18 protein-coding genes are annotated in these 20,566 nt (G+C 72.4%); 15 read left to right on the top strand and 3 right to left on the bottom strand.

The features are described 5' to 3' along the window. The first annotated feature begins 39 nt into the window (after positions 1–39). From ABT127_RS22405 to sucD, 5 genes are all read left to right on the top strand, one after another. Positions 40–1,221: a vWA domain-containing protein gene (locus ABT127_RS22405; protein ID WP_351452796.1), complete on the top strand. Its 1,182-nt coding sequence runs from the start codon at positions 40–42 to the stop codon at positions 1,219–1,221. A 72-nt stretch (positions 1,222–1,293) separates the two neighbouring features. Next, complete coding sequence (locus ABT127_RS22400; RefSeq protein WP_351452793.1) at positions 1,294–2,277, top strand: hypothetical protein; 984 nt, start codon at positions 1,294–1,296, stop codon at positions 2,275–2,277. Positions 2,278–2,372: 95 nt separating this feature from the next. Next, on the top strand, positions 2,373–3,413 hold the full coding sequence (locus ABT127_RS22395) for a hypothetical protein (protein WP_351452791.1): 1,041 nt from the start codon (positions 2,373–2,375) through the stop codon (positions 3,411–3,413). A 648-nt stretch (positions 3,414–4,061) separates the two neighbouring features. Further along, a complete protein-coding gene (gene sucC, locus ABT127_RS22390; protein ID WP_351452788.1) occupies positions 4,062–5,240 on the top strand; it encodes an ADP-forming succinate--CoA ligase subunit beta in 1,179 nt (392 codons plus the stop codon). Positions 5,241–5,261: 21 nt separating this feature from the next. Continuing rightward, positions 5,262–6,143: a succinate--CoA ligase subunit alpha gene (gene sucD, locus ABT127_RS22385; protein ID WP_351452785.1), complete on the top strand. Its 882-nt coding sequence runs from the start codon at positions 5,262–5,264 to the stop codon at positions 6,141–6,143. Positions 6,144–6,206: 63 nt separating this feature from the next. On the opposite strand, the gene ABT127_RS22380 is transcribed toward sucD, so the two are convergent. Beyond that, positions 6,207–7,427 (bottom strand): sigma factor-like helix-turn-helix DNA-binding protein, encoded by a 1,221-nt coding sequence (locus tag ABT127_RS22380; RefSeq protein WP_351452783.1) that lies wholly within the window; start codon positions 7,425–7,427, stop codon positions 6,207–6,209. Between the two features lie 122 nt (positions 7,428–7,549). On the opposite strand from ABT127_RS22380, the gene ABT127_RS22375 reads away from it, so the two are divergent. After that, entirely contained in the window at positions 7,550–9,091 is a 1,542-nt protein-coding gene (locus tag ABT127_RS22375; RefSeq protein ID WP_351453182.1) for a cell division protein PerM, read from the top strand. An 8-nt stretch (positions 9,092–9,099) separates the two neighbouring features. On the opposite strand, the gene ABT127_RS22370 is transcribed toward ABT127_RS22375, so the two are convergent. Continuing rightward, positions 9,100–9,897, bottom strand: a complete 798-nt coding sequence (locus ABT127_RS22370; RefSeq protein ID WP_351452780.1) for a hypothetical protein — start codon at positions 9,895–9,897, stop codon at positions 9,100–9,102. 266 nt (positions 9,898–10,163) lie between these two features. On the opposite strand from ABT127_RS22370, the gene purN reads away from it, so the two are divergent. Further along, positions 10,164–10,784, top strand: coding sequence for a phosphoribosylglycinamide formyltransferase (gene purN / locus ABT127_RS22365; RefSeq protein ID WP_351452777.1), 621 nt, complete (start codon positions 10,164–10,166; stop codon positions 10,782–10,784). Continuing rightward, a complete protein-coding gene (gene purH / locus ABT127_RS22360; RefSeq protein WP_351452775.1) occupies positions 10,781–12,343 on the top strand; it encodes a bifunctional phosphoribosylaminoimidazolecarboxamide formyltransferase/IMP cyclohydrolase in 1,563 nt (520 codons plus the stop codon). The genes purN and purH overlap by 4 nt, the downstream gene beginning before the upstream one ends. A 100-nt stretch (positions 12,344–12,443) precedes the next feature. On the opposite strand, the gene ABT127_RS22355 is transcribed toward purH, so the two are convergent. Beyond that, complete coding sequence (locus ABT127_RS22355) at positions 12,444–13,085, bottom strand: RDD family protein (RefSeq protein ID WP_351452773.1); 642 nt, start codon at positions 13,083–13,085, stop codon at positions 12,444–12,446. A gap of 224 nt (positions 13,086–13,309) precedes the next feature. Here ABT127_RS22355 and ABT127_RS22350 point away from each other — a divergent pair, with 224 nt between their 5' ends. From ABT127_RS22350 to ABT127_RS22320, 7 genes are all read left to right on the top strand, one after another. After that, the gene (locus ABT127_RS22350) at positions 13,310–14,173 is read left to right on the top strand and encodes a bifunctional methylenetetrahydrofolate dehydrogenase/methenyltetrahydrofolate cyclohydrolase (protein ID WP_351452771.1); all 864 of its coding nucleotides are present in this window, start codon (positions 13,310–13,312) and stop codon (positions 14,171–14,173) included. Continuing rightward, complete coding sequence (locus ABT127_RS22345) at positions 14,163–14,636, top strand: DUF3017 domain-containing protein (RefSeq protein WP_502971760.1); 474 nt, start codon at positions 14,163–14,165, stop codon at positions 14,634–14,636. Before ABT127_RS22350 ends, ABT127_RS22345 begins: the two co-directional genes overlap by 11 nt. Positions 14,637–14,955: 319 nt before the next feature. Beyond that, positions 14,956–15,993 (top strand): XRE family transcriptional regulator, encoded by a 1,038-nt coding sequence (locus ABT127_RS22340; RefSeq protein ID WP_351452769.1) that lies wholly within the window; start codon positions 14,956–14,958, stop codon positions 15,991–15,993. 289 nt (positions 15,994–16,282) lie between these two features. After that, a complete protein-coding gene (locus tag ABT127_RS22335) occupies positions 16,283–17,275 on the top strand; it encodes a malate dehydrogenase (protein ID WP_351452766.1) in 993 nt (330 codons plus the stop codon). Positions 17,276–17,509: 234 nt separating this feature from the next. Further along, positions 17,510–19,261 carry an AbeC-like domain-containing protein gene (locus ABT127_RS22330; protein WP_351452764.1) on the top strand — a complete coding sequence of 584 codons (1,752 nt, stop codon included), beginning with the start codon at positions 17,510–17,512 and terminating at the stop codon, positions 19,259–19,261. After that, positions 19,248–19,610, top strand: coding sequence for a hypothetical protein (locus ABT127_RS22325; RefSeq protein WP_351452762.1), 363 nt, complete (start codon positions 19,248–19,250; stop codon positions 19,608–19,610). Before ABT127_RS22330 ends, ABT127_RS22325 begins: the two co-directional genes overlap by 14 nt. After that, complete coding sequence (locus ABT127_RS22320) at positions 19,607–20,449, top strand: serine/threonine kinase C-terminal domain-containing protein (RefSeq protein ID WP_351452760.1); 843 nt, start codon at positions 19,607–19,609, stop codon at positions 20,447–20,449. Before ABT127_RS22325 ends, ABT127_RS22320 begins: the two co-directional genes overlap by 4 nt. Positions 20,450–20,566 lie beyond the last annotated feature (117 nt).

Below are 20,566 nucleotides of genomic sequence, written 5' to 3'. Positions count from 1 at the left end.
GACGAGACGGCGTACCAACGACGAAGCGGAGGCGGCGAGATGACGGAAGAGCGACTGCGGCGCTGGCGGCTGGTGCTGGGCGGCGACAGCGCCGACGGCACCGGCTGCGCACTCGAAGGGAAGGACGCCGCGATGGACGGCGCCCTGTCCGCGCTGTACGGCTCGGGGCAGGGGAAGGACCGCCCCGCCGGCGGCAGCCGCAGCGCGGGGCTCGGCGCCTCGGCCCCGTCCGTCGCCCGCTGGCTCGGAGACATCCGCACCTACTTCCCCTCCTCCGTGGTCCAGGTGATGCAGCGCGACGCCATCGACCGCCTGGGCCTGTCCACGCTGCTCCTCGAACCGGAGATGCTGGAGGCCGTCGACGCGGACGTGCACCTCGTCGGCACGCTCCTCTCCCTGAACAAGGCGATGCCGGAAACCACCAAGGAGACGGCTCGGGCCGTCGTCCGCAAGGTCGTCGACGACCTGGAGAAGAAGCTCGCCACGCGTACCCGCGCCACCCTCACCGGCGCCCTCGACCGCAGCGCCCGCATCAGCCGGCCCCGCCACCACGACATCGACTGGAACCGCACCATCGCGGCCAACCTCAAGCACTACCTGCCCGAGTACCGCACGATCGTGCCCGAGCGCCTCATCGGCTACGGCAGGGCCGCACAGTCGGTGAAGAAGGACGTCATCCTCTGCATCGACCAGTCGGGTTCGATGGCGGCGTCCGTCGTCTACGCCTCGGTCTTCGGCGCCGTGCTGGCCTCCATGCACTCGATCTCGACCCGGCTCGTGGTCTTCGACACGGCCGTCGTCGACCTCACCGACCAGCTCGACGACCCGGTCGACGTGCTGTTCGGCACCCAGCTCGGCGGCGGCACGGACATCAACCGGGCCCTCGCGTACTGCCAGTCGCAGATCACCCGCCCCGCCGAGACGGTCGTCGTGCTCATCTCCGACCTCTACGAAGGCGGCATCCGGGACGAGATGCTGAAGCGGGTCGCGGCGATGAAGGCGTCCGGCGTCCAGTTCGTGACGCTGCTCGCGCTCTCCGACGAAGGCGCGCCCGCCTACGACCGGGAGCACGCGGCGGCCCTCGCCGCCCTCGGCGCCCCGGCGTTCGCCTGCACCCCCGATCTCTTCCCCGACATCATGGCCGCGGCCATCGAGAAGAGGCCCCTGCCGATTCCGGACGCGGCGGCGGATACCGGGGGAGCCATGGCGAACCGGATATGAGTACCCATCGGTAACAAGGGTGCTCACGGGGCTTGCGCGGCCTCCCGCGTCCCGTGCGAGGATCGGCGGACCGTGACTTCTCCCGCCGTCTCCCTCGCTCCCGCCGCGCGCCTGGCGCACGTGGTGGGCGGTCGGCGTGCGCTGCGACTGGCGCTGCTGTTCGGCGGGTTGATCGTCCTCTGTCTGCTGTGCGGCGGCCGGGCCCAGGCGTCCGGCTCGACCGACGGCCTCGTTCCGGCCGCGGGACTCTCCGCGGAGCCGCGTCTGCCGGCGGCGCAGAAGCCCGTAGGACAGTCCGCAGAGAAGCGTGTGGAGCAGTCCGAGAAGCACCTGCGGAAGCCGGTGCGGCAGGCCGCGCAGAAGGTGGCGCAGAAGACCGGGCAGAGGCCCGCGCGGGAGGCCGTGACGAAGGCCGCGCGGACAACCGGGGCCGTGGTGCACCGGGTTCGGGACACGGCGGACACGGTCGACGAGGTCGCCGAGCGCGCCGAAGCCCGTACAACTCGTACGCCCCTCACCGGCACGGTTCGCACTGCGGTCGGAACCACAGTCCGCAGCGCGGTGCGTCATGTGGTCGAGCCGGTCGAGGAGCTGGCCGGTGAGGTCGCGAGGCCGTTGCCCGAGGTGCCGGGTCTGCCCGGTGCCGGGGCCGAGCCGTCGGCCCCGTCCGCCGGTGTCACCGTTCCGGGGCCCGCGCCCGCCGAGCGCGTGGCGTCGCAGCATCCGACGGTGACGACGGCACAGCGGTCCGCAGGCGCCACGGGGTGCGACCCCGTGCGGTTCGACGACGGCTCCGCGACGGGTGCCGGGCAGCCGGCAGCCGGTGTGCGGCACACCGCGGCGCGGCCCGCCGCGCCCTCCGTGCCACCCGGCCCCGACAACGCGCCGGTGGCGAACGCGTCGCTGGGCGACGGCGGTTCGACGCGCCACGGTGATCTGCACGCGGCGGCGTTCGGCAGCCGTGTTCCCGTTCTTCTGACGCCCGGCGCCACCGCGTCCGGTGACGCGTCGCCGGTGCTCGACCGGCTGCGCGAGATCCCTTCGTTCCCCGGCTAGGGCAGCCCTCTCCCCGCTCGTGACCTGCCGCGCGGGGGCGGAACAGGTCTGCCCGACACCCGGAAACCACCGGAACCCGAAGGAATCACGTACGCATGAACAAGAACATCCGCCGTTCCCTCGTCATAGCCGCAGGCGTCTCGGGCGCCTGGGCGCTCGGCTCCGCCGTGGCCAGCGCCGACGAACTGCCCGCCCACTCGCTCTCGGTGCCGGACGTGGCCGCGGACACCGTCCCCGGCGTACAGGACACGGCATCGCACGTGACGCGGAAGGCCGACGACACCGTCACCCACGCCACGTCCACGGCGGAGGCGGCCACCAGGACGACGAAGGCAACCGGCACGGCCAAGACGGTCGAGGCGGCCGAGGCGGCCGAGGCGGCCAAGACGGCCAAGACGGTCCAGCCCGCGACCAAGACCGCGATCAAGCCCGTGACCAAGCCCGTGACCAAGCCTGCGGCCGAGCCCACCGAGGCCGCCCACCGGGCCGCGGGCGAGGTCGACTACCTTTTCGGCCCCCTCTCCGCCTTCGCCCCCGAGCTCCAGCAGCACCCGGAGACGGCCGCGGCCCCCGTCGTCGACGAGACCGCCGAAGCCGTCCTGCCGCCGGTCGCGGCCACGGCCGTGCACGGGGTGCTGCCCGTCGCGGGCCGGGCCGTCGGCGACGTGACGGTGCTCGCGGACAACGCGGTCGTGGGGGACGTCGCACCGTTCGCGACCACGTTGGTCGGGGACGACGTGGCGCCGTTCGCCGACGGCGTCACCGGTGACGTCACCCCGTTCGCGCGGGCGGTCGTCGGTGACGACGTGCGGCCCTTCGCGGGCGGTGTGGTCGGCGCCGTGCAGCCGCTCGTGCGGACGGTCGCCGACCATGTGGAGCCCGTCGTCGGCGGTGTCGCCACCAGCGCGCACGGTCTGACGCGGGGCGTGACCGGCGACGTGACGCCGTTCGCGCACGGAGTCGTCGCCGGAGACGTCGCACCGCTGGCCGCCGGGGTCACCGGACAGGTCGCCCCGTTCGCACAGGACGTCACCGGCACGGTCGCCGCCGACGCGCAGCCCCTCGCGGGCCACGCGGTCACCGGTGTGCACGGCGTCGCGGACTCCGTCGCCCCGAGCTACGTCACCGGTATCTGACAGGCGAAGATCGACAGCGGGATCCTGCGAAATCAGGGCAGAAGATCGAGCAGGAGACCGGACAGGAGATCGGGCCGGAGATCCGGCGGGGTCCCCTGACGATCTCCGTAGACCGACGCCACACAGGACCCGGACGGCCGAAATCCATCGGCCCGGCCGGGTCCGCGACCGGCGTGAAGGCGGGCGTCCCGTGGGGACGGGATGCCCGCCGCGGGCCCACCGCGCACCACCGGGCCCCTTCGGGTGGCCTCACCGTGTGTACCCCCCGCACGGTGAGGCTGCGACGACCGCCCACCGCCCGTCCGCCAGCCATCCGCAGGCCGCCCACCGCCCGCCACCGAGACTCCGCAGGCCGCCCGCGGACCGCTCACCGACCGCCTCCAGCCACCCGGTGACACGACGAACAGCGGTGCGAACAACGCGCTCTGTGACCGGTATCACCGCTCAGGTGTGATCTGCGATTTAGAAGGCATCGCTGAGCGGCGATAACCTGCGAGACGGACATGCCGCGTACTCGGTCACCGTGTACGCCTCCCTAGTGACAGCAAGCGACAGCACTCGTCACGTGTGACAGCGGAGTCACGTTGCCCATCGCGGCACGCCCACGCAGAAATCGAACCGCGAGATCACTGATAGGGACGGACGCGCGTGGACCTGTTCGAGTACCAGGCGAGGGACCTCTTCGCCAAGCACGGTGTACCGGTGCTGGCCGGTGAAGTCATCGACACGCCTGAGGCGGCGCGCGAGGCCACCGAGAAGCTGGGCGGCAAGTCGGTCGTCAAGGCGCAGGTGAAGGTCGGTGGCCGCGGCAAGGCCGGCGGCGTGAAGCTGGCCGCCTCCGCCGACGAGGCCGTCGAGCACGCGACCAACATTCTCGGGATGGACATCAAGGGCCACACGGTCCACAAGGTGATGATCGCCGAGACGGCTCCGGAGATCGTGGAGGAGTACTACGTCTCCTTCCTCCTGGACCGCACCAACCGCACCTTCCTCTCCATCGCGTCCGTCGAGGGCGGCATGGAGATCGAGGAGGTGGCGGCCACCCGTCCGGAGGCCGTCGCCAAGACGCCGATCGACGCCAACGACGGCGTGACCCCCGAGGTCGCCCGCAAGATCGTCGAGGACGCCAAGTTCCCGGCCGAGGTCGCCGACAAGGTCGCCGACATCCTCCAGACGCTGTGGAAGACCTTCGTCGAGGAGGACGCCCTCCTGGTCGAGGTCAACCCGCTGGCCAAGGTCGCCTCCGGTGACGTCCTCGCCCTCGACGGCAAGGTGTCGCTCGACGAGAACGCCGAGTTCCGTCACCCCGACCACGAGGAGCTCCAGGACAAGGCGGCGGCCAACCCGCTCGAGGCCGCTGCCAAGGAGAAGGGCCTCAACTACGTCAAGCTCGACGGCGAGGTCGGCATCATCGGCAACGGCGCCGGCCTGGTCATGTCGACCCTGGACGTCGTCGCGTACGCCGGTGAGAACCACGGCGGCGTGAAGCCGGCCAACTTCCTCGACATCGGCGGTGGCGCCTCCGCCGCCGTCATGGCGAACGGCCTGGAGATCATCCTCGGCGACCCGGACGTCAAGTCCGTGTTCGTCAACGTCTTCGGTGGCATCACCGCCTGTGACGAGGTCGCCAACGGCATCGTCCAGGCGCTGGCGCTCCTGGAGGAGAAGGGCGAGAAGGTCGAGAAGCCCCTCGTCGTCCGCCTCGACGGCAACAACGCCGAGCTGGGTCGCAAGATCCTCTCCGACGCCAACCACCCGCTGGTGCAGCGCGTGGACACCATGGACGGCGCGGCCGACAAGGCCGCCGAGCTCGCGGCTGCGAAGTAAGGGACGAGGGACTAAACAGCCATGGCTATTTTCCTCAACAAGGACTCCAAGGTCATCGTCCAGGGCATGACCGGTGCCACGGGCATGAAGCACACCAAGCTCATGCTCGGTGACGGCACCAACATCGTCGGCGGCGTGAACCCGCGCAAGGCCGGCACGACCGTCGACTTCGACGGCACCGAGGTCCCGGTCTTCGGCACGGTCGCCGAGGCGATCGAGAAGACGGGCGCCAACGTGTCCGTGCTCTTCGTCCCGCCGGCCTTCTCCAAGGCAGCCGTGGTCGAGGCCATCGACGCCGAGATCCCGCTCGCCGTGGTCATCACCGAGGGCATCGCCGTCCACGACTCCGCCGCGTTCTACGCGTACGCGAAGTCCAAGGGCGACAAGACCCGCATCATCGGCCCGAACTGCCCCGGTCTCATCACCCCGGGCCAGTCGAACGCCGGCATCATCCCGGGCGACATCACGAAGCCGGGCCGCATCGGCCTGGTCTCGAAGTCCGGCACGCTGACGTACCAGATGATGTACGAGCTCCGTGACATCGGCTTCTCGTCGGCCGTCGGCATCGGTGGCGACCCGGTCATCGGCACCACGCACATCGACGCCCTGGAGGCGTTCGAGGCGGACCCCGACACCGACCTGATCGTCATGATCGGTGAGATCGGCGGCGACGCCGAGGAGCGTGCGGCCGACTACATCGCCAAGCACGTCACCAAGCCGGTCGTCGGCTACGTCGCGGGCTTCACCGCCCCCGAGGGCAAGACCATGGGTCACGCCGGCGCCATCGTCTCCGGTTCGTCGGGCACCGCCCAGGCGAAGAAGGAGGCCCTGGAGGCCGCCGGCGTCAAGGTCGGCAAGACGCCGACCGAGACCGCCAAGCTGGCCCGCGAACTGCTCAGCTGAGCGGTTCCCGTACGTCGCTGAAGAGGGCCCGCACCCATCCGGTGCGGGCCCTCTTCGCATGCCCTATTCGGCGAAGGGCGCCAGCCGCTCGGGGCCGCCGCTCAGCCGCTTCTTCAGTGCCTCGCGCAGCGCCAGGTCGTGCTCGTCGAGGTGACCGGGGCCGGTCAGCGGCGGCACCCCGCTGATGGGCGCCCCCGGCGCGGGCGTCGGGTTGTAGTGCGTCGGCGCCACCCGCAGCGTCAGCACCGTCATGCCGACGATCAGGGCGGTGACGGCGATCGCGGTCCGGGTCCAGAAGCGGACCCGCTTCTCGCCGGCGCCCCGCACCAGCGTCGAGCCCGGCGCGTCCAGCTTCTCGGCGCCCGCCAGTTCCGTCAGCCGCCGGTGCAGCTGCTCGGGCACGGCGAGGTCGGGCAGCTGTTCGGCGACGGCCTCGCGGGCGTGCAGGATGCGGTTCGCGGCGGCCGGGGTGCTGGCCTCCGTCTCGGCCGCGGTCTCCGGCAGGTCGAGGCCCACGCCGTCGTAGAGCAGCAGCGTGCGCCGGTAGGCGGGCGGCAGGCTCTGGAGCGCGTCCATGAGCTTGCGGTCGTCGGCGTCGGCGGGCGGCGCGTCCGGCTGCCGGTGCGCCGGGCGCAGTCGGTGCCACGGCGACATCGCGTACTCGTAGGCGGCGGCCCGCACCCAGCTCACCGGGTCCGGGTCGACCGCCACCTCGGGCCAGCGCTGCCAGGCCAGCTGGAAGGCCCGCTCGACGGACTCGCGGGCGAGCGTGCGCCGCCCGGTGAGCAGGTAGGCCTGGCGTACGAGGTGCGGGGCGCTGTGCGCGTAGAGGGCGTCGAACGCCTCGGTGGCGCTGCGCGGCCGCTCCGCGCCGGGCCCGTCGCCGGACGCCGGGTCCGAGGGCGCCTCCCGTACGGCGACCGGGGCGGCGGGATCGGCCGGAGCGTCCGGTGAGGACTGGGAGGACTGGGAGGACTGGGAGGACTGGGAGGACTGGGAGGCCCGCGCGGCCCGTGCGTCAGCCTTCGTACGCGCGTCCGCTTCCTTACGCTCGTCGGCTCCGGGCGCCGCCTCGGTCTCCGCCCGCCCCAGCTCCGCGAGCAGCCGGGCGTACGCCTCCCGCTTGCGGCCTCTCGGGGCCGTGCGCCCGGTCTCCCAGGAACGGACGGTCTCGCGGGTCACGCCGATGCGCTCGGCGATCTGAGTCTGTGTCAACGACCTCGCCACGCGAAGCCTGCGGCGCTCGGTGGGCGTCGGCAGTGGTGTCGCAGGGCTCTGCGTCATAGGGAACTCCACACACCCTTTCGCGCGAAAAAGTACATAAGAGTATCTTCAGCGACACATCCACAGTTCGCCTGTTACGCGGTGAAAGCGCGTGTCGTTGGGAGCATGGGCCGGTGACCCAGATGACCGGCCGTGGACTGTCGTTGCCCCTGCTCCTGAACCGGGCGCGGGAACGGGCGCCGGGCCCGGCCGCCGGGGCCCTCGGCGGGGCCGTGGCGGCCGGGCTCGGGCTCGGGGTGTGCGCCGTTCTGGTGATGGTGCTGTGGATCAGCTCGCCGTACCCGGACAGCGGACCCGGCGCCGCGCTGCACACCGCCGCCGCGCTCTGGCTGATCGCGCACGGCGCCGAGATCGTCCGCACGGACACGCTGTCCGGGGCGCCCGCCCCGATGGGTCTCACGCCCCTGCTGCTGCTCGCCCTGCCGGCCTGGCTCGTGCACCGGGCCGCCCGGGACGCCGCGGAGGACACGGAGGGCGCCGAGGGGATCGGTGTCTGGGGCGGCGCCGTGTTCGGATATCTGCTGGTGGGAGCCGCTGCCGCCGCCTACGCAGGGGGCGGCGAGATGCGGCCGTCCTGGGTGAGCTGCGGGGCCCACCTGGCGCTGGTCGCGGCCGTGGCGGCGGGGAGCGGAGTGTGGACCGCGCACGGGCGGCCGCGCGGCCCGCTGCCCGGGGCGCTGCGGCGCTGCGCGGACGTGCTGCCGCGGGTCCTCGTGACGGAGGTGCTGCCGGCCGCCGCGCGGGCGGCGGCCGCGGGGCTGCTGGTGCTCGTCGCGGGCGGCGCGCTGGTGCTGGCCGTGGGCCTGGCGTGGCACGGGGGAGATGTGCGGGAGTCGTTCGTCCGGGTGACGGGGGCGTGGTCGGGGCGGTTCGCGGTGCTGCTGCTCTGCGTCGCGCTGGTGCCGAACGCCGCGCTCTGGGGAGCCGCGTACGCGCTCGGGCCGGGCGTGGTGCTCGGCGCGGGGCAGACGGCGGGGCCGCTGGGCAGCTCCGGCAGCACCCTGCTGCCCGCCTTCCCGCTGCTCGCGGCGGTGCCGCCGGCCGGACCCGGGTCGCCGTTCACCTGGGCGGTGGCGCTGGTGCCGGTGACGGCGGCGGCGACCGTGGCGTGGTTCGTCACCGGCGCGGGCGAGGCGGCCGGGTGGACCCGCGGCCGGATCGCGTACGCGGTGGTGGTGGCGGCCGGACTGTGCGGGGCGGCGATGGCGTGCCTGGCGGTGGCGTCCGGCGGGGCGCTCGGGGTGGCGGCGCTCTCCGCGTTCGGCCCGGTGGGCTGGCTGACCGGGGCGGCCGCGGCGGGCTGGGTCGTCGCGGTGGGGCTGCCGGTGGCGCTGACGGTGCGCTGGTGGCGGGGCCGGGACGCGGTGGTCGGACCCCGGGTGTCGGCCTGGTCGGCCGCCCTGGCGGACCGGCGCCGCCGCCGTGACGACGAGCGGGCGGCTGCCCGGGCCCGGGCAGCCGAGGCGAAGGCCCCCGAGCCCGTACCCGATGCCGGTGGCGGCACCGACGACGCGTTCGAACCGTTCGACTACTACTTCGACGAGTCGTCCCGGGGGGAGCGCTGGGCCTTCCTGCGGGACGCGGCAGCCCCCGCGCCGATTGCGGACCCCCCGGCCGGCCCGCTGCCCGCCGACCCGGGGAACCGGTCCGACCCGGCGCTCTAGTCCTCGCTCTAGTCGGCGCCGAGGAGCGGCCGGAGCTCCTTCGGCAGGAGGTCGTCGCAGGACTTCTGCGCCTGGTTCGTCAGCGCGTCCGAGCGGCACTCGTAGAAGTCGCTGTAGACCATCCGGGCCGTGAACACCGACGCCACGAGGGCCAGCGCGAGGCCGCCCGTGACCAGACCGCTGACCGCGGCCGTCGTCTGCGGGCGCGTGCTGTCGGGCACCGGCGGGGTGGGCTTGTCCGGGTCCGGAGTGCGCGGCTTGGCGCGCAGGGAGCTGATGCCCCAGTACAGGGCGAGCGCGCCGAGCAGCAGCGCCACGTACGGCCAGTTGAACAGGGCGAAGAAGAAGCCCCACATGCCGGACAGCAGGGCATAGCGCGCGCGGCGCTGGGCCGGGTCCGTCGGGTCCCAGCGCATCCCGCCGGGGCCGGGACCGGGGCCCTGCCCCTCGGGTCCGCCCTGGCCGCCTCCCGGACGGGGACGGTCGCCGAAGCGGCCGCCCTGGGAGCGGCCCGGCTGGCGGTCGCTCCACTGGCTGCCCCACGGCGAGCGGTCCCCGCCACCGCCCTCGGGGGCGTCGGAGCCCTCCGGGCGGCGCGGCTGCCACGGACGGTCCGGGGCGTCGTCCGGCGGCGGCGCGAACGGATTGTCGGCCTTGGGGGCGTCCGTCTCCCGGGAAGGGGACTCATCGGGAGGGGATCCCTTCCCGGACGACGGCGTCGGCGTCGGCGACGGCGGCGTGGGTCGGCCTTCGCGCAGCAGGACGGCGCCGGCGGGCAGCGTGTGGCGAAGGCTTCGGTCCGGCATCAGGTGTGCGTCTTCCCCTAGGTCGATGGCCAGGTCTGTTCTCGCTCGCTTGGTTCGTTCTTTACGTCAACGTCCCATGGCCGCTCAGCGTTCCGTGTCGCTGACGCTACCTGTAGCTCCTGCCCCCGTCCCGTGGGGGCCGCCGGGCGTGCCGGTATCGTTGCTGCCGGTCGGCCGCTTCGTAGGGTTCCCCGTATCGGGGACACCGAAGCCTTCGTACGACCGTACAAAGACACGCAGGATGTTCTCCCAGAAAGGGCCCCGCCGTGGCCAAGACCAAGCGCCTCGTCGTGCTGGTCTCCGGATCAGGTACGAATCTGCAGGCACTGCTCGATACCGTCGCGGCGCAGGGAGAGGCGGCCTACGGCGCCGAGATCGTCGCCGTAGGGGCCGACCGCGCGGACATCGCGGGCCTGGAGCGCGCCGAGCGCGCCGGGCTCCCCACCTTCGTCTGCCGGGTCAAGGACCACGCCTCGCGCGAGGACTGGGACCGGGCGCTCGCCGAGGCGACCGCCGCGTACGAGCCGGACCTGGTGGTCTCCGCGGGCTTCATGAAGATCGTGGGCAAGGAGTTCCTCGCCCGCTTCGGCGGCCGGTTCGTGAACACGCACCCGGCCCTGCTGCCCAGTTTTCCCGGTGCGCACGGCGTGCGCGACGCACTCGCGTACGGCGCCAAGGTCACCGGATGCACCGTCCACTTCGTCGACGACGGCGTCGACACCGGCCCGATCATCGCTCAGGGCGTGGTCGAGATCCGTGATGAGGACGACGAGAGCGCTCTGCACGAGCGCATCAAGGAAGTCGAGCGCACGCTGCTCGTCGATGTCGTGGGGCGTCTGGCCCGTAACGGCTTCAGCATTGAGGGACGAAAGGTAGTTATCCCGTGACCGCCGAGAGCAACAAGCGGCCCATCCGCCGGGCGCTGGTCAGCGTCTACGACAAGACCGGTCTGGAGGAGCTGGCGCGCGGGCTCCACGAGGCGGGCGTCGAGCTCGTGTCGACGGGCTCCACCGCCGGGAAGATCGCCTCCGCCGGGGTGCCGGTCACCAAGGTCGAGGAGCTCACCGGGTTCCCGGAGTGCCTCGACGGGCGCGTGAAGACCCTGCACCCCAAGGTGCACGCGGGCATCCTCGCCGACCTGCGTCTGGAGGACCACCAGAAGCAGCTCGCCGACCTCGGGGTGAAGCCGTTCGACCTCGTGATCGTGAACCTGTACCCGTTCAAGGAGACCGTCGCCTCCGGCGCGACCCCCGACGAGTGCGTGGAGCAGATCGACATCGGCGGCCCGTCCATGGTGCGCGCCGCCGCCAAGAACCACCCGTCCGTCGCCGTGGTCGTGAACCCGGCCGCGTACGGGGACGTGCTGAAGGCCGTCGCGGACGGCGGGTTCGACCTGACCGCCCGCAAGCGCCTCGCCGCCGAGGCGTTCCAGCACACCGCCGCGTACGACGTGGCCGTGGCCTCCTGGTTCGCCGCCGACTACGCGGCCGCCGACGACAGCGGTCACCCCGACTTCCTCGGTGCCACCTACGAGCGCAAGAACGTCCTGCGCTACGGCGAGAACCCGCACCAGGGCGCGGCCCTCTACGTCGACGGCACCGGCGGCCTCGCCGAGGCGGAGCAGCTGCACGGCAAGGAGATGTCGTACAACAACTTCACGGACACGGACGCCGCGCGCCGTGCCGCGTACGACCACGAGGACCCCTGCGTCGCGATCATCAAGCACGCCAACCCGTGCGGCATCGCCGTCGCCGCGAACCTGGCGGAGGCGCACCGCAAGGCGCACGCCTGTGACCCGGTCTCCGCGTACGGCGGCGTCATCGCCGTGAACCGGCCGGTCACCAAGGAGATGGCGGAGCAGGTCGCCGACATCTTCACCGAGGTCATCGTCGCGCCCGACTACGAGGACGGCGCCCTCGAAGCCCTCACCAAGAAGAAGAACATCCGCGTGCTGCGCGCCCCGAACGGGCCGACCGCGCGCGTGGAGACCAAGCAGATCGACGGCGGCGCGCTCCTCCAGGCCACCGACCGCCTCCAGGCCGACGGCGACAACCCGGCGACCTGGACGCTGGCGACCGGCGACGCGCTGTCCCAGGGCGAGCTGGACGAGCTGGCGTTCGCCTGGAAGGCGTGCCGGGCCGTGAAGTCCAACGCCATCCTGCTCGCCAAGGACGGTGCCTCGGTCGGCGTCGGCATGGGCCAGGTCAACCGCGTCGACTCCTGCAAGCTCGCCGTCGAGCGGGCCGGTGAGGAGCGGGCGCGCGGCTCGTACGCCGCGTCGGACGCGTTCTTCCCGTTCCCCGACGGGCCGCAGATCCTGATCGACGCCGGCGTGCGGGCGATCGTGCAGCCGGGCGGCTCGATCCGTGACGAGCTGGTCGTCGAGGCCGCCAAGAAGGCGGGCGTGACGATGTACTTCACGGGGACGCGCCACTTCTTCCACTGATCACTGGTCACTGGCCGCTGATCACTGATCCGGAGACGGCATCCGGATACGACGACGGGGTGGGTGCGGGCCGCGAGCCCGCACCCACCCCGTCCGTGCGTCAGCCGCGGATGACCAGCGTGGAGCAGATCTTGTCGGCGAACGTCTGCTTCTTGGCGTCCCACAGCGGCCACAGGTAGCCGATGTAGCAGAAGCCGTCGACGACGTGGCAGAGCTTGCGGCCGAAGGACAGACCGAAGCCCATGGTCTGGCCGTCGAGCTCCTTCAGCGTGCGGATGTTGACGGCCTTCTTGCCGATGGTCTGGCCGGTCTTGCCCTCCTGGTAGATCTGGTAGAGGCCCATGCCGATCGCGTAGAGGGCTGCCACCAGCATCAGGGCGGCCGCGCCGCCGCCGGGGGACTCCCCGGGGTCGAGCGGGGCGAAGGCGAAGAGGAACACCAGCAGGTAGGGAACGCCGATGATGAGTCCGTCGATGAGCGAGGCGCCCACCCGCAGTCCCCAGTGGGCCAGTTGCGGGCCGCCCGGCTGACCGGGAGCGACCCCGTAGCCGCCCTGCTGCGGGTAGCCGCCGTACGGCTGGCCGGGCTGCTGCGGGTAGCCGTACCCCTGCGGGGGCACGCCCTGCGGCGCCTGGGGGTAGCCGTAGCCCGGCTGTCCCTGGGGCTGTCCCTGGGGCTGGCCGTAGGGGTTGCCCTGCTGCGGTTGCTGGCCGTAGGGGTTGTTCGGGTCGCCGTAGCTCATGGCGGAATCCTTCGATGGTGCCGATGGGGACGAGACCGGGGCACCGAAGGAGGGCGAGCGCACGATGCTCGACCGCCCCATGGACGACCGCCCCCCTGCCGCTGCCTGCGGCGCTCTGCGCCGTTCATGGTTCTGGGCCGCACACCGCTCTGTCCAGCGGGGGTGACGACTGTTGTGCAAGTGCAACTTGGGTGAATCACGGCCGCCCTGAAAGAATGGACGGCATGACCGCCCAGATTCTCGATGGCAAGGCCACCGCAGCCGCGATCAAGTCCGATCTGACCGCCCGCGTGGCGGCCCTGAAGGAGAAGGGGGTCACGCCCGGTCTCGGCACCGTCCTGGTCGGCGAGGATCCCGGGAGCCAGAAGTACGTCGCGGGCAAGCACCGCGACTGCGCGCAGGTCGGCATCGCCTCCATCCAGCGCGAACTGCCCGCCACGGCCACGCAGGAGGAGATCGAGGCCGTCGTCCGCGAGCTGAACGAGGACCCGGCCTGCACCGGCTACATCGTCCAGCTGCCGCTCCCCAAGGGCATCGACGAGAACCGCGTTCTCGAACTGATGGACCCCGACAAGGACGCCGACGGCCTGCACCCCATGAACCTGGGGCGCCTGGTGCTCAACGAGCCGGCGCCGCTGCCCTGCACCCCGTTCGGCATCATCACGCTGCTGCGCAAGCACGGCGTCGAGATCAAGGGCGCGGAGGTCGTCGTCGTCGGCCGCGGTGTCACCATCGGCCGCCCCATGCCGCTGCTGCTCACCCGCAAGTCGGAGAACGCCACCGTCACCCAGTGCCACACCGGCACCCGTGACCTCGCCTCCCACCTCCGGCGCGCCGACATCATCGTCGCCGCGGCGGGCGTCCCGCACCTGATCCGTCCGGAGGACGTCAAGGCGGGCGCCGCCGTGCTCGACGTCGGTGTCTCGCGCGACGAGAACGGCAAGATCGTCGGCGATGTCCACCCCGGCGTCGCCGAGGTCGCCGGCTGGATCTCCCCGAACCCGGGCGGCGTCGGCCCGATGACCCGCGCCCAGCTCCTGGTGAACGTGGTGGAGGCAGCCGAACGGAACGCCGACGGTGTCCGCTGAGGCCTCCGGGGGCACGCCGGTGACCGGCCCGGACGAGGCGTCCGGGGAGACGGCGGAGCCGCAGGGCGGCAAGAAGCGCGGGACGCGCCGGTTCCCGCTGTGGACCCGCGACACCGCGCGCCCCGAGGGCGGCGGCCGGGCCGCCCCCGGTGACGCCCCCGCGCCCGCCCGCCAGTGGCCGCTGATCTCCGTCCTCGCGGTGACCGGGCTCGGTCTGCTGCTCACCGCGTTCGACGTGTTCCGGGTCGGCACGATGCTGGTGGGCCTGGCCCTGATCGGCGGGGCCGTGCTGCGCTGGGTGCTGCCCGGCGTCGGCATGCTCGCCGTCCGCTCCCGCTTCACGGACATGCTCACGTACGGGCTGCTCGGCCTGGTCATCGTGCTGCTCGCGATGATGGCGCAGCCCGACCCCTGGCTGCGGATCCCGTTCCTCCAGGACACGCTGCACTTCACCGTGCGGTGACGGACGGGACTCCCGTGGCGGAGTCCCGTCCTCCTTGTGTGCGGATGTCCGGTTGACTTCCGGGATCGCCCGTACCTGACCGGACAACGCACCTACTCTGGGCATTCGGGACCCTCCCGGAGAAGTGTGGGCGTCACGGGTCCGGCGGTGTGCGAGGGGGCACACCCTGGTGTCGAATGGTGTCGAACGCCTCCGTGCGCCCCCGTCCGGGGAACTGACATCCTGGCTACTCACATCCCATTGGGTAGCCAGTGGGGGGCCTACGCGCGGCGCGGCGCGGGTCATTCAGGCACGTAATGGGGGGAATAGGGGGAAGGAAATGCCTCGTTGGAGGGCGCTGCCGGACGAACTCGACCCGCAGGTCAAGGAGTTCGCCGGCCAATTGCGCCGGCTGGTCGACCGCAGCGGGCTGGGGATCGCCGCGCTGGCGGACCGCACCGGGTACAGCAAGACCTCGTGGGAGCGGTATCTGAACGGGCGGCTGCTCGCGCCCAAGGGTGCGATCGTCGCGCTCGCCGAGGTCACCGGCACCAATCCCGTCCACCTGACCACGCTGTGGGAGCTCGCGGAGCGCGCCTGGAGCCGTTCCGAGATGCGCCACGACATGACCATGGAGGCGATACGGATATCCCAGGCGCGCGCCGCGCTGGGGGAGTTCGGATCGCCCGCCGACCCGTCGTCCGGCGCCCGCGCGAAGCACGGCGCGGGCAGGAACGGCCAGGCGACGGCGGACCGGTCCACCGGGGTGGCGGAGCCCGTCGTGGCCCCGGCCTCGTCGGGTGTGCCGCCGCAGGGCCGCGCCCCGGCGCTCGACCGGTTCGGCCCGCCGCCGGTGGTGTCGCCCGAGCCGCCGGACTCCGGCGGGCAGGGCGGCAGACGGCGCCTGTTCATGGTCCTCGCGGGCGGCATCGGCGCCGCCCTCGTCGTCCTCATCGCCTACCTCCTGACCAGCGGGGGCGACGGCAAGGGCGCCGAGGCCGCACCGTCGAAGTCGCCGGCCACCAGCGCCCCGCAGCTGCCCGCGGGCGTGCAGTGCGTGGGTGACGGCTGCACCGGCAAGGACCCCGAGGCCATGGGCTGCGGCGGCGATCTGGCCGACAGCCCGACGAAGGCCGCGGTCGGCACCGCCCATGTCGAGGTCCGCTACAGCAAGACGTGCAAGGCGGCCTGGGCGCGGATCCAGTTCGCGGCCCCCGGCGACAGCGTGACGCTGTCCGTGGGCGCCAAGACGTCGAAGAAGGGCCTGGTCGGCGACGCGGACACGGACGCGTACACCCCGATGATCGCGGTCGGCTCGGCCGCCGAGGCGAAGGCCTGCGGGGCGCTCGCGGCGGGCCAGAAGGGCTGCACTCCGTAGTCCCGGTACGGCCGCGGAAAGGAATACGGACAGGAACAGGCATGGGGTGCGGTCTTCGGGGAAGGCGATCGATACCCCCACGGGATGGCCACACGGTTGGCACCCATGGCGGCCGCCGGCCCCCTCTCTCCCGGGGCGGCGGCCGCCGCCGTGTTCGGTCCGCGGGGCGGCTGTGGGGTGAGCCACACGGACCCGGGGGTCGCGTCCGGCCGAGAGGCGATAGCCTGACGAGCGGATCTCTTGGTATCAAGAGATCGATCAAAAGCCTCGCTGTCATACGGAGAACGCCATGACCCGCACTCCCGTGAACGTCACCGTCACCGGCGCCGCCGGCCAGATCGGCTACGCACTGCTCTTCCGCATCGCCTCCGGCCAGCTGCTCGGCGCGGACGTGCCGGTCAAGCTGCGCCTCCTGGAGATCACCCCGGCGCTCAAGGCCGCCGAGGGCACCGCGATGGAGCTCGACGACTGCGCGTTCCCGCTCCTTCAGGGCATCGACATCACCGACGACCCGAACGTCGCCTTCGACGGCACCAACGTCGGCCTGCTCGTCGGCGCCCGCCCCCGTACCAAGGGCATGGAGCGCGGTGACCTCCTGGAGGCCAACGGCGGCATCTTCAAGCCCCAGGGCAAGGCCATCAACGACCACGCCGCGGACGACGTCAAGATCCTCGTCGTCGGCAACCCGGCGAACACCAACGCCCTCATCGCCCAGGCCGCGGCCCCGGACGTACCGGCCGAGCGCTTCACCGCCATGACGCGCCTCGACCACAACCGCGCGCTGACCCAGCTCGCGAAGAAGACCGGCTCGACCGTCGCCGACATCCAGCGCCTGACGATCTGGGGCAACCACTCGGCCACCCAGTACCCGGACATCTTCCAGGCGTCCGTCGCGGGCAAGCCGGCCATCGAGGCCATCGGCAACGACGAGAAGTGGCTCGCCGACGACTTCATCCCGACCGTCGCCAAGCGCGGTGCCGCGATCATCGAGGCCCGGGGCGCGTCCTCCGCCGCCTCGGCCGCCAACGCCGCCATCGACCACGTGTACACCTGGGTCAACGGCACCGCCGAGGGCGACTGGACCTCCATGGGCATCCCGTCGGACGGCTCCTACGGCGTCCCGGAGGGCCTGATCTCCTCCTTCCCCGTCACCACCAAGGACGGCGCGTACGAGATCGTCCAGGGCCTGGAGATCAACGAGTTCTCGCGTGCGCGCATCGACGCGTCCGTCAAGGAGCTGACCGAGGAGCGCGAGGCCGTCCGCGGTCTCGGCCTCATCTGAGAATCCTCCGGGGGCCCCGGGCCTTCCCTGCTTCGACCGCCCGCGGTCGGGTCGTTCGCGACCCGGCCGCGGGCGGTTCTGCTGTGTGAGCCGGTGCGGCTTCCGCGCAGTTCCCGGCACCCCGAGGGGCGGGCCCGGCACGTCCCGGGGGACTATGCTGCTTCCTTCGTAACTGCCTTACCAGTGACGGCAGTTCGAACAAGCTGCATCGATGGGAACATTCGGGGGAGTGGCGTGAGTACCGCCTATGTACCGCAGCAGTCGGCAGCACCGGACACCGGCGACGGCGGGGTGGGTCCGCTGCCGTCGGCGAAGCCGCCCTACGCCAGTGAGGCCACCCGGCTGCTGTGCGCCGGGACCTATCTCGACCAGGACTACCGCGGCCGGGTCATCGAGCAGCTGCATCTGCACGAGCAGCGCATCGCGGCCCCGTCGCTCGGCTTCGACGCGGCCCGGGTGCTCGCGCACGCGCTGCGCGCCCGCCGTCTCGAAGTGGCGTGGGCCTGGGCCGTGCTCGGCCTGTGGGTGGTGGGCCTGCCGCTGACCGGCTACTGGATCCTCACGTTCCTGCTGCCGTCCGCGCTGCTCGCGCTCGGCGTCTGGGTCCGCGGCCCCGAAGCGCGCCCGCAGGTCTACCGCCGGGTGGCCGCCTGGTACCTGCGCTGGTGGGGCCGGGCCCTGCTGACCGTCCTGCTGATCACCACCGTGGTCATGGCCACCGGCGACGACGACGGCAGCTTCTCCTACGAGGTCCGGTCCGGCCTGCGCCAGAGCCTGCCGGACTTCCTGAGCTGGCTGGTCCCCGAGGGCAGCGGCACCGGCGACGCCCTGCACGGCTGGCTCAGCCTGCTCCTGCTCGCGCTGATCGCCCTGTGCGCGGGCGCCCAGCGCGGCCAGCTCGCCCGCGTGCTCGGCACCGACCTGTCCGAGGCGCGGTTCGCGAACGCCTCCGCCGACCCCGCGGAGAGCACCGAGGGAGCCCGCTTCGCGCGGGTGATGCGGCGGATCAGGACCGAGCAGCACGCGCCGCTGATCATGTACCACGCCGTCCGCCCGTTCTGCGGCGCCGGCGAACCGGTCGACACCTGGACCCTCGCCGTCGAGCTGCGCCCCGACCGGACGAAGAAGCAGCAGCCGCTCAACAACCGGGGCATCCTGGAGAAGATCCGGCCGCTGCTCGAACAGCTGCGGCTGCCCGCCGAGTTCGCGAGCACCACCGTCCGCGACCGGCTGCGCTGGCTGGAGATCGACGAGTGCGTCTTCCTGCCCGCCGAGGGCCTCGCCGGGCGGGAGGACGCCCCCTACCGGCCGGAGGCGTTCGAGGAGCACCGGGAGCGGTCCGTCGAGGAGGGTGCCGAGAAGCGGCGGCACTTCCTGCGGATCCGGGTCGGCGGCTGGGAGGAGGAACTGGTCGTCACCGTCTTCGTCCGGGTCCACACCCAGGGCCGGATGCTGATGCTGGAGATCGCGCCGCACGTCCTCGCCCCGATCCGCGAGCCGTTCCGCAACGCGGACCGCACCGCCCACCAGTTCCGCCACAACAACCCGCTCGGCAAGGCCGCCTGGGCCGTCTCCCGCGTCGCCGGATCCCCCGCGCGTTCCCTCGTCACCGTCGGCCGCTGGATCGGCTACGGCTGGCAGGTGCTCACCGGCGGGCACAGCGGCGCGCTGCCGGACGGCCCCGAGCTGTCGGTGCGCGAGCTGGGCTCGGAGGGGCCCGGCTCGCTGTTCCAGCAGATGGACGTCGAGCGGTACCTCAAGTCGGTCCAGGACCGGATCGCCGGCGGAGTGCGGCAGGCGCTCGCCGAATCCGGTTACCAGACCGGCGAGTTCGTCCAGAAGATCGTGAACATCAGCAGTGGCGGCGTGAACATCGACCGCGTCGAGGACTCCACCTTCGCCGTCGGCAGCCACGCCAGCGCGACGTCGGGCAAGGCCGACGACACCCAGGCCAAGAAGGGATCAGACGATCATGACAGCGAATGACGAGCCCTCGGTCAGCATCGGCGACGTCCACGGCAGCACCTTCGCCATCGGCAGCCACGCCCGTGCGGTGAGCCACACGCACGGCACGCCGCAGCGCGACGAGGCGATGCGCGAACTCCTTGAGGCCGTACGGGAATTGCGCGCCGACCTGACCCGGCTGCGGGACGACGGGCAACTGCGCGTCCTCGACGCCGAACTCGCCGAGACGGAGGGCGAACTCGTCCGCACGGGCAGCGCACCCGCGACCCGCCTCGAGCGGCTGCGCGCTCTGCTCGGCGACTCCCAGGCCGTCGTCTCGCTGCTCGCCTCGGCGGGCACGGTGGCCGGCATGCTGGGGAACCTCAGATGACCGGGCGGCACTGGAACGAGGAGACCCAGCGCTGGGAGGAGGCCGGTTCGGGCCCCGCGACGATGTCGTCGCCGCCCCCGCCGCGGCCGGACTTCGCGCCGCCGCCCACGTCCTGGCCCGAGCCGGAACTGGCGGGGCCGGCCGCCCCGCCGCCGGCCGGCCGGAACCGGCGCTTCGCCCTGGTGATGGTGGGCGCGGCGGTGCTCGGTGCCGCCGTCGCGACGACGGTGGTGCTGGTCGGGCGCGGAGACGATGCCGGGCCGGACCCGAAGCGGACCCGCGCCGCCGCCACGACGTCCGCGCCCGCGAGCGCCGGGCCGACCGGCACCCCCAGCGCCACGTCCCCCACGTCCACGCCGTCGCCGACCGGCGAACTGCCGGCCGACTACCGGGAGGTGACGGACGCGGCGGGCTTCACGCTCGCGGTGCCCGACGGCTGGGAGCGCACCGAGAGCGAGCAGGGCGTGTTCTACACGTCCGCCGACGAGACCTCGCTCATCCAGGTCTTCACCATCGAGGAGCCCGACACCACGCCGCTCGCCTCGCTCCGTACCGCGTCCGAGACCCTCTCGTCGACCAATCCCGGGTACGAGGAGGTCTCGCTGGAGCAGACGGCCGCGCCGGAGGGGGCCTCGGACGCCGTCACCGACGATGCGGCCGAGCTGGTCTACGCGTACGACAGCAAGAAGCTCGACGCCCGGAGGAAGGTCGTCGACTTCTCGTTCACCGCGCGGGACGGGGCGCAGTATGCGGTGCTCGTGGCGGGGCCGGACGACGAGTGGCCCGCCCAGCGCACCCGCCTCACCACGGCACTGTCCCGCTTCAGCCCTGCGTTCTAGCCGGTCGCAAGGGTGCGGCTCTCGTCGTGGCTGGTCGCGCAGTTCCCCGCGCCCCTGGAAGGCCTGCGGCCTCCAGGGGAGGCTGCGCGCAGCGCATGCCTCAGGGGCGCGGGGAAC

Origin of the sequence: Streptomyces sp. NPDC001904, from assembly GCF_040297005.1 — a bacterium.
Classification (GTDB): domain Bacteria; phylum Actinomycetota; class Actinomycetes; order Streptomycetales; family Streptomycetaceae; genus Streptomyces.
The sequence above is the reverse complement of the archived record's forward strand: the minus strand, read 5'-3'. Positions and strand labels throughout refer to the sequence as shown.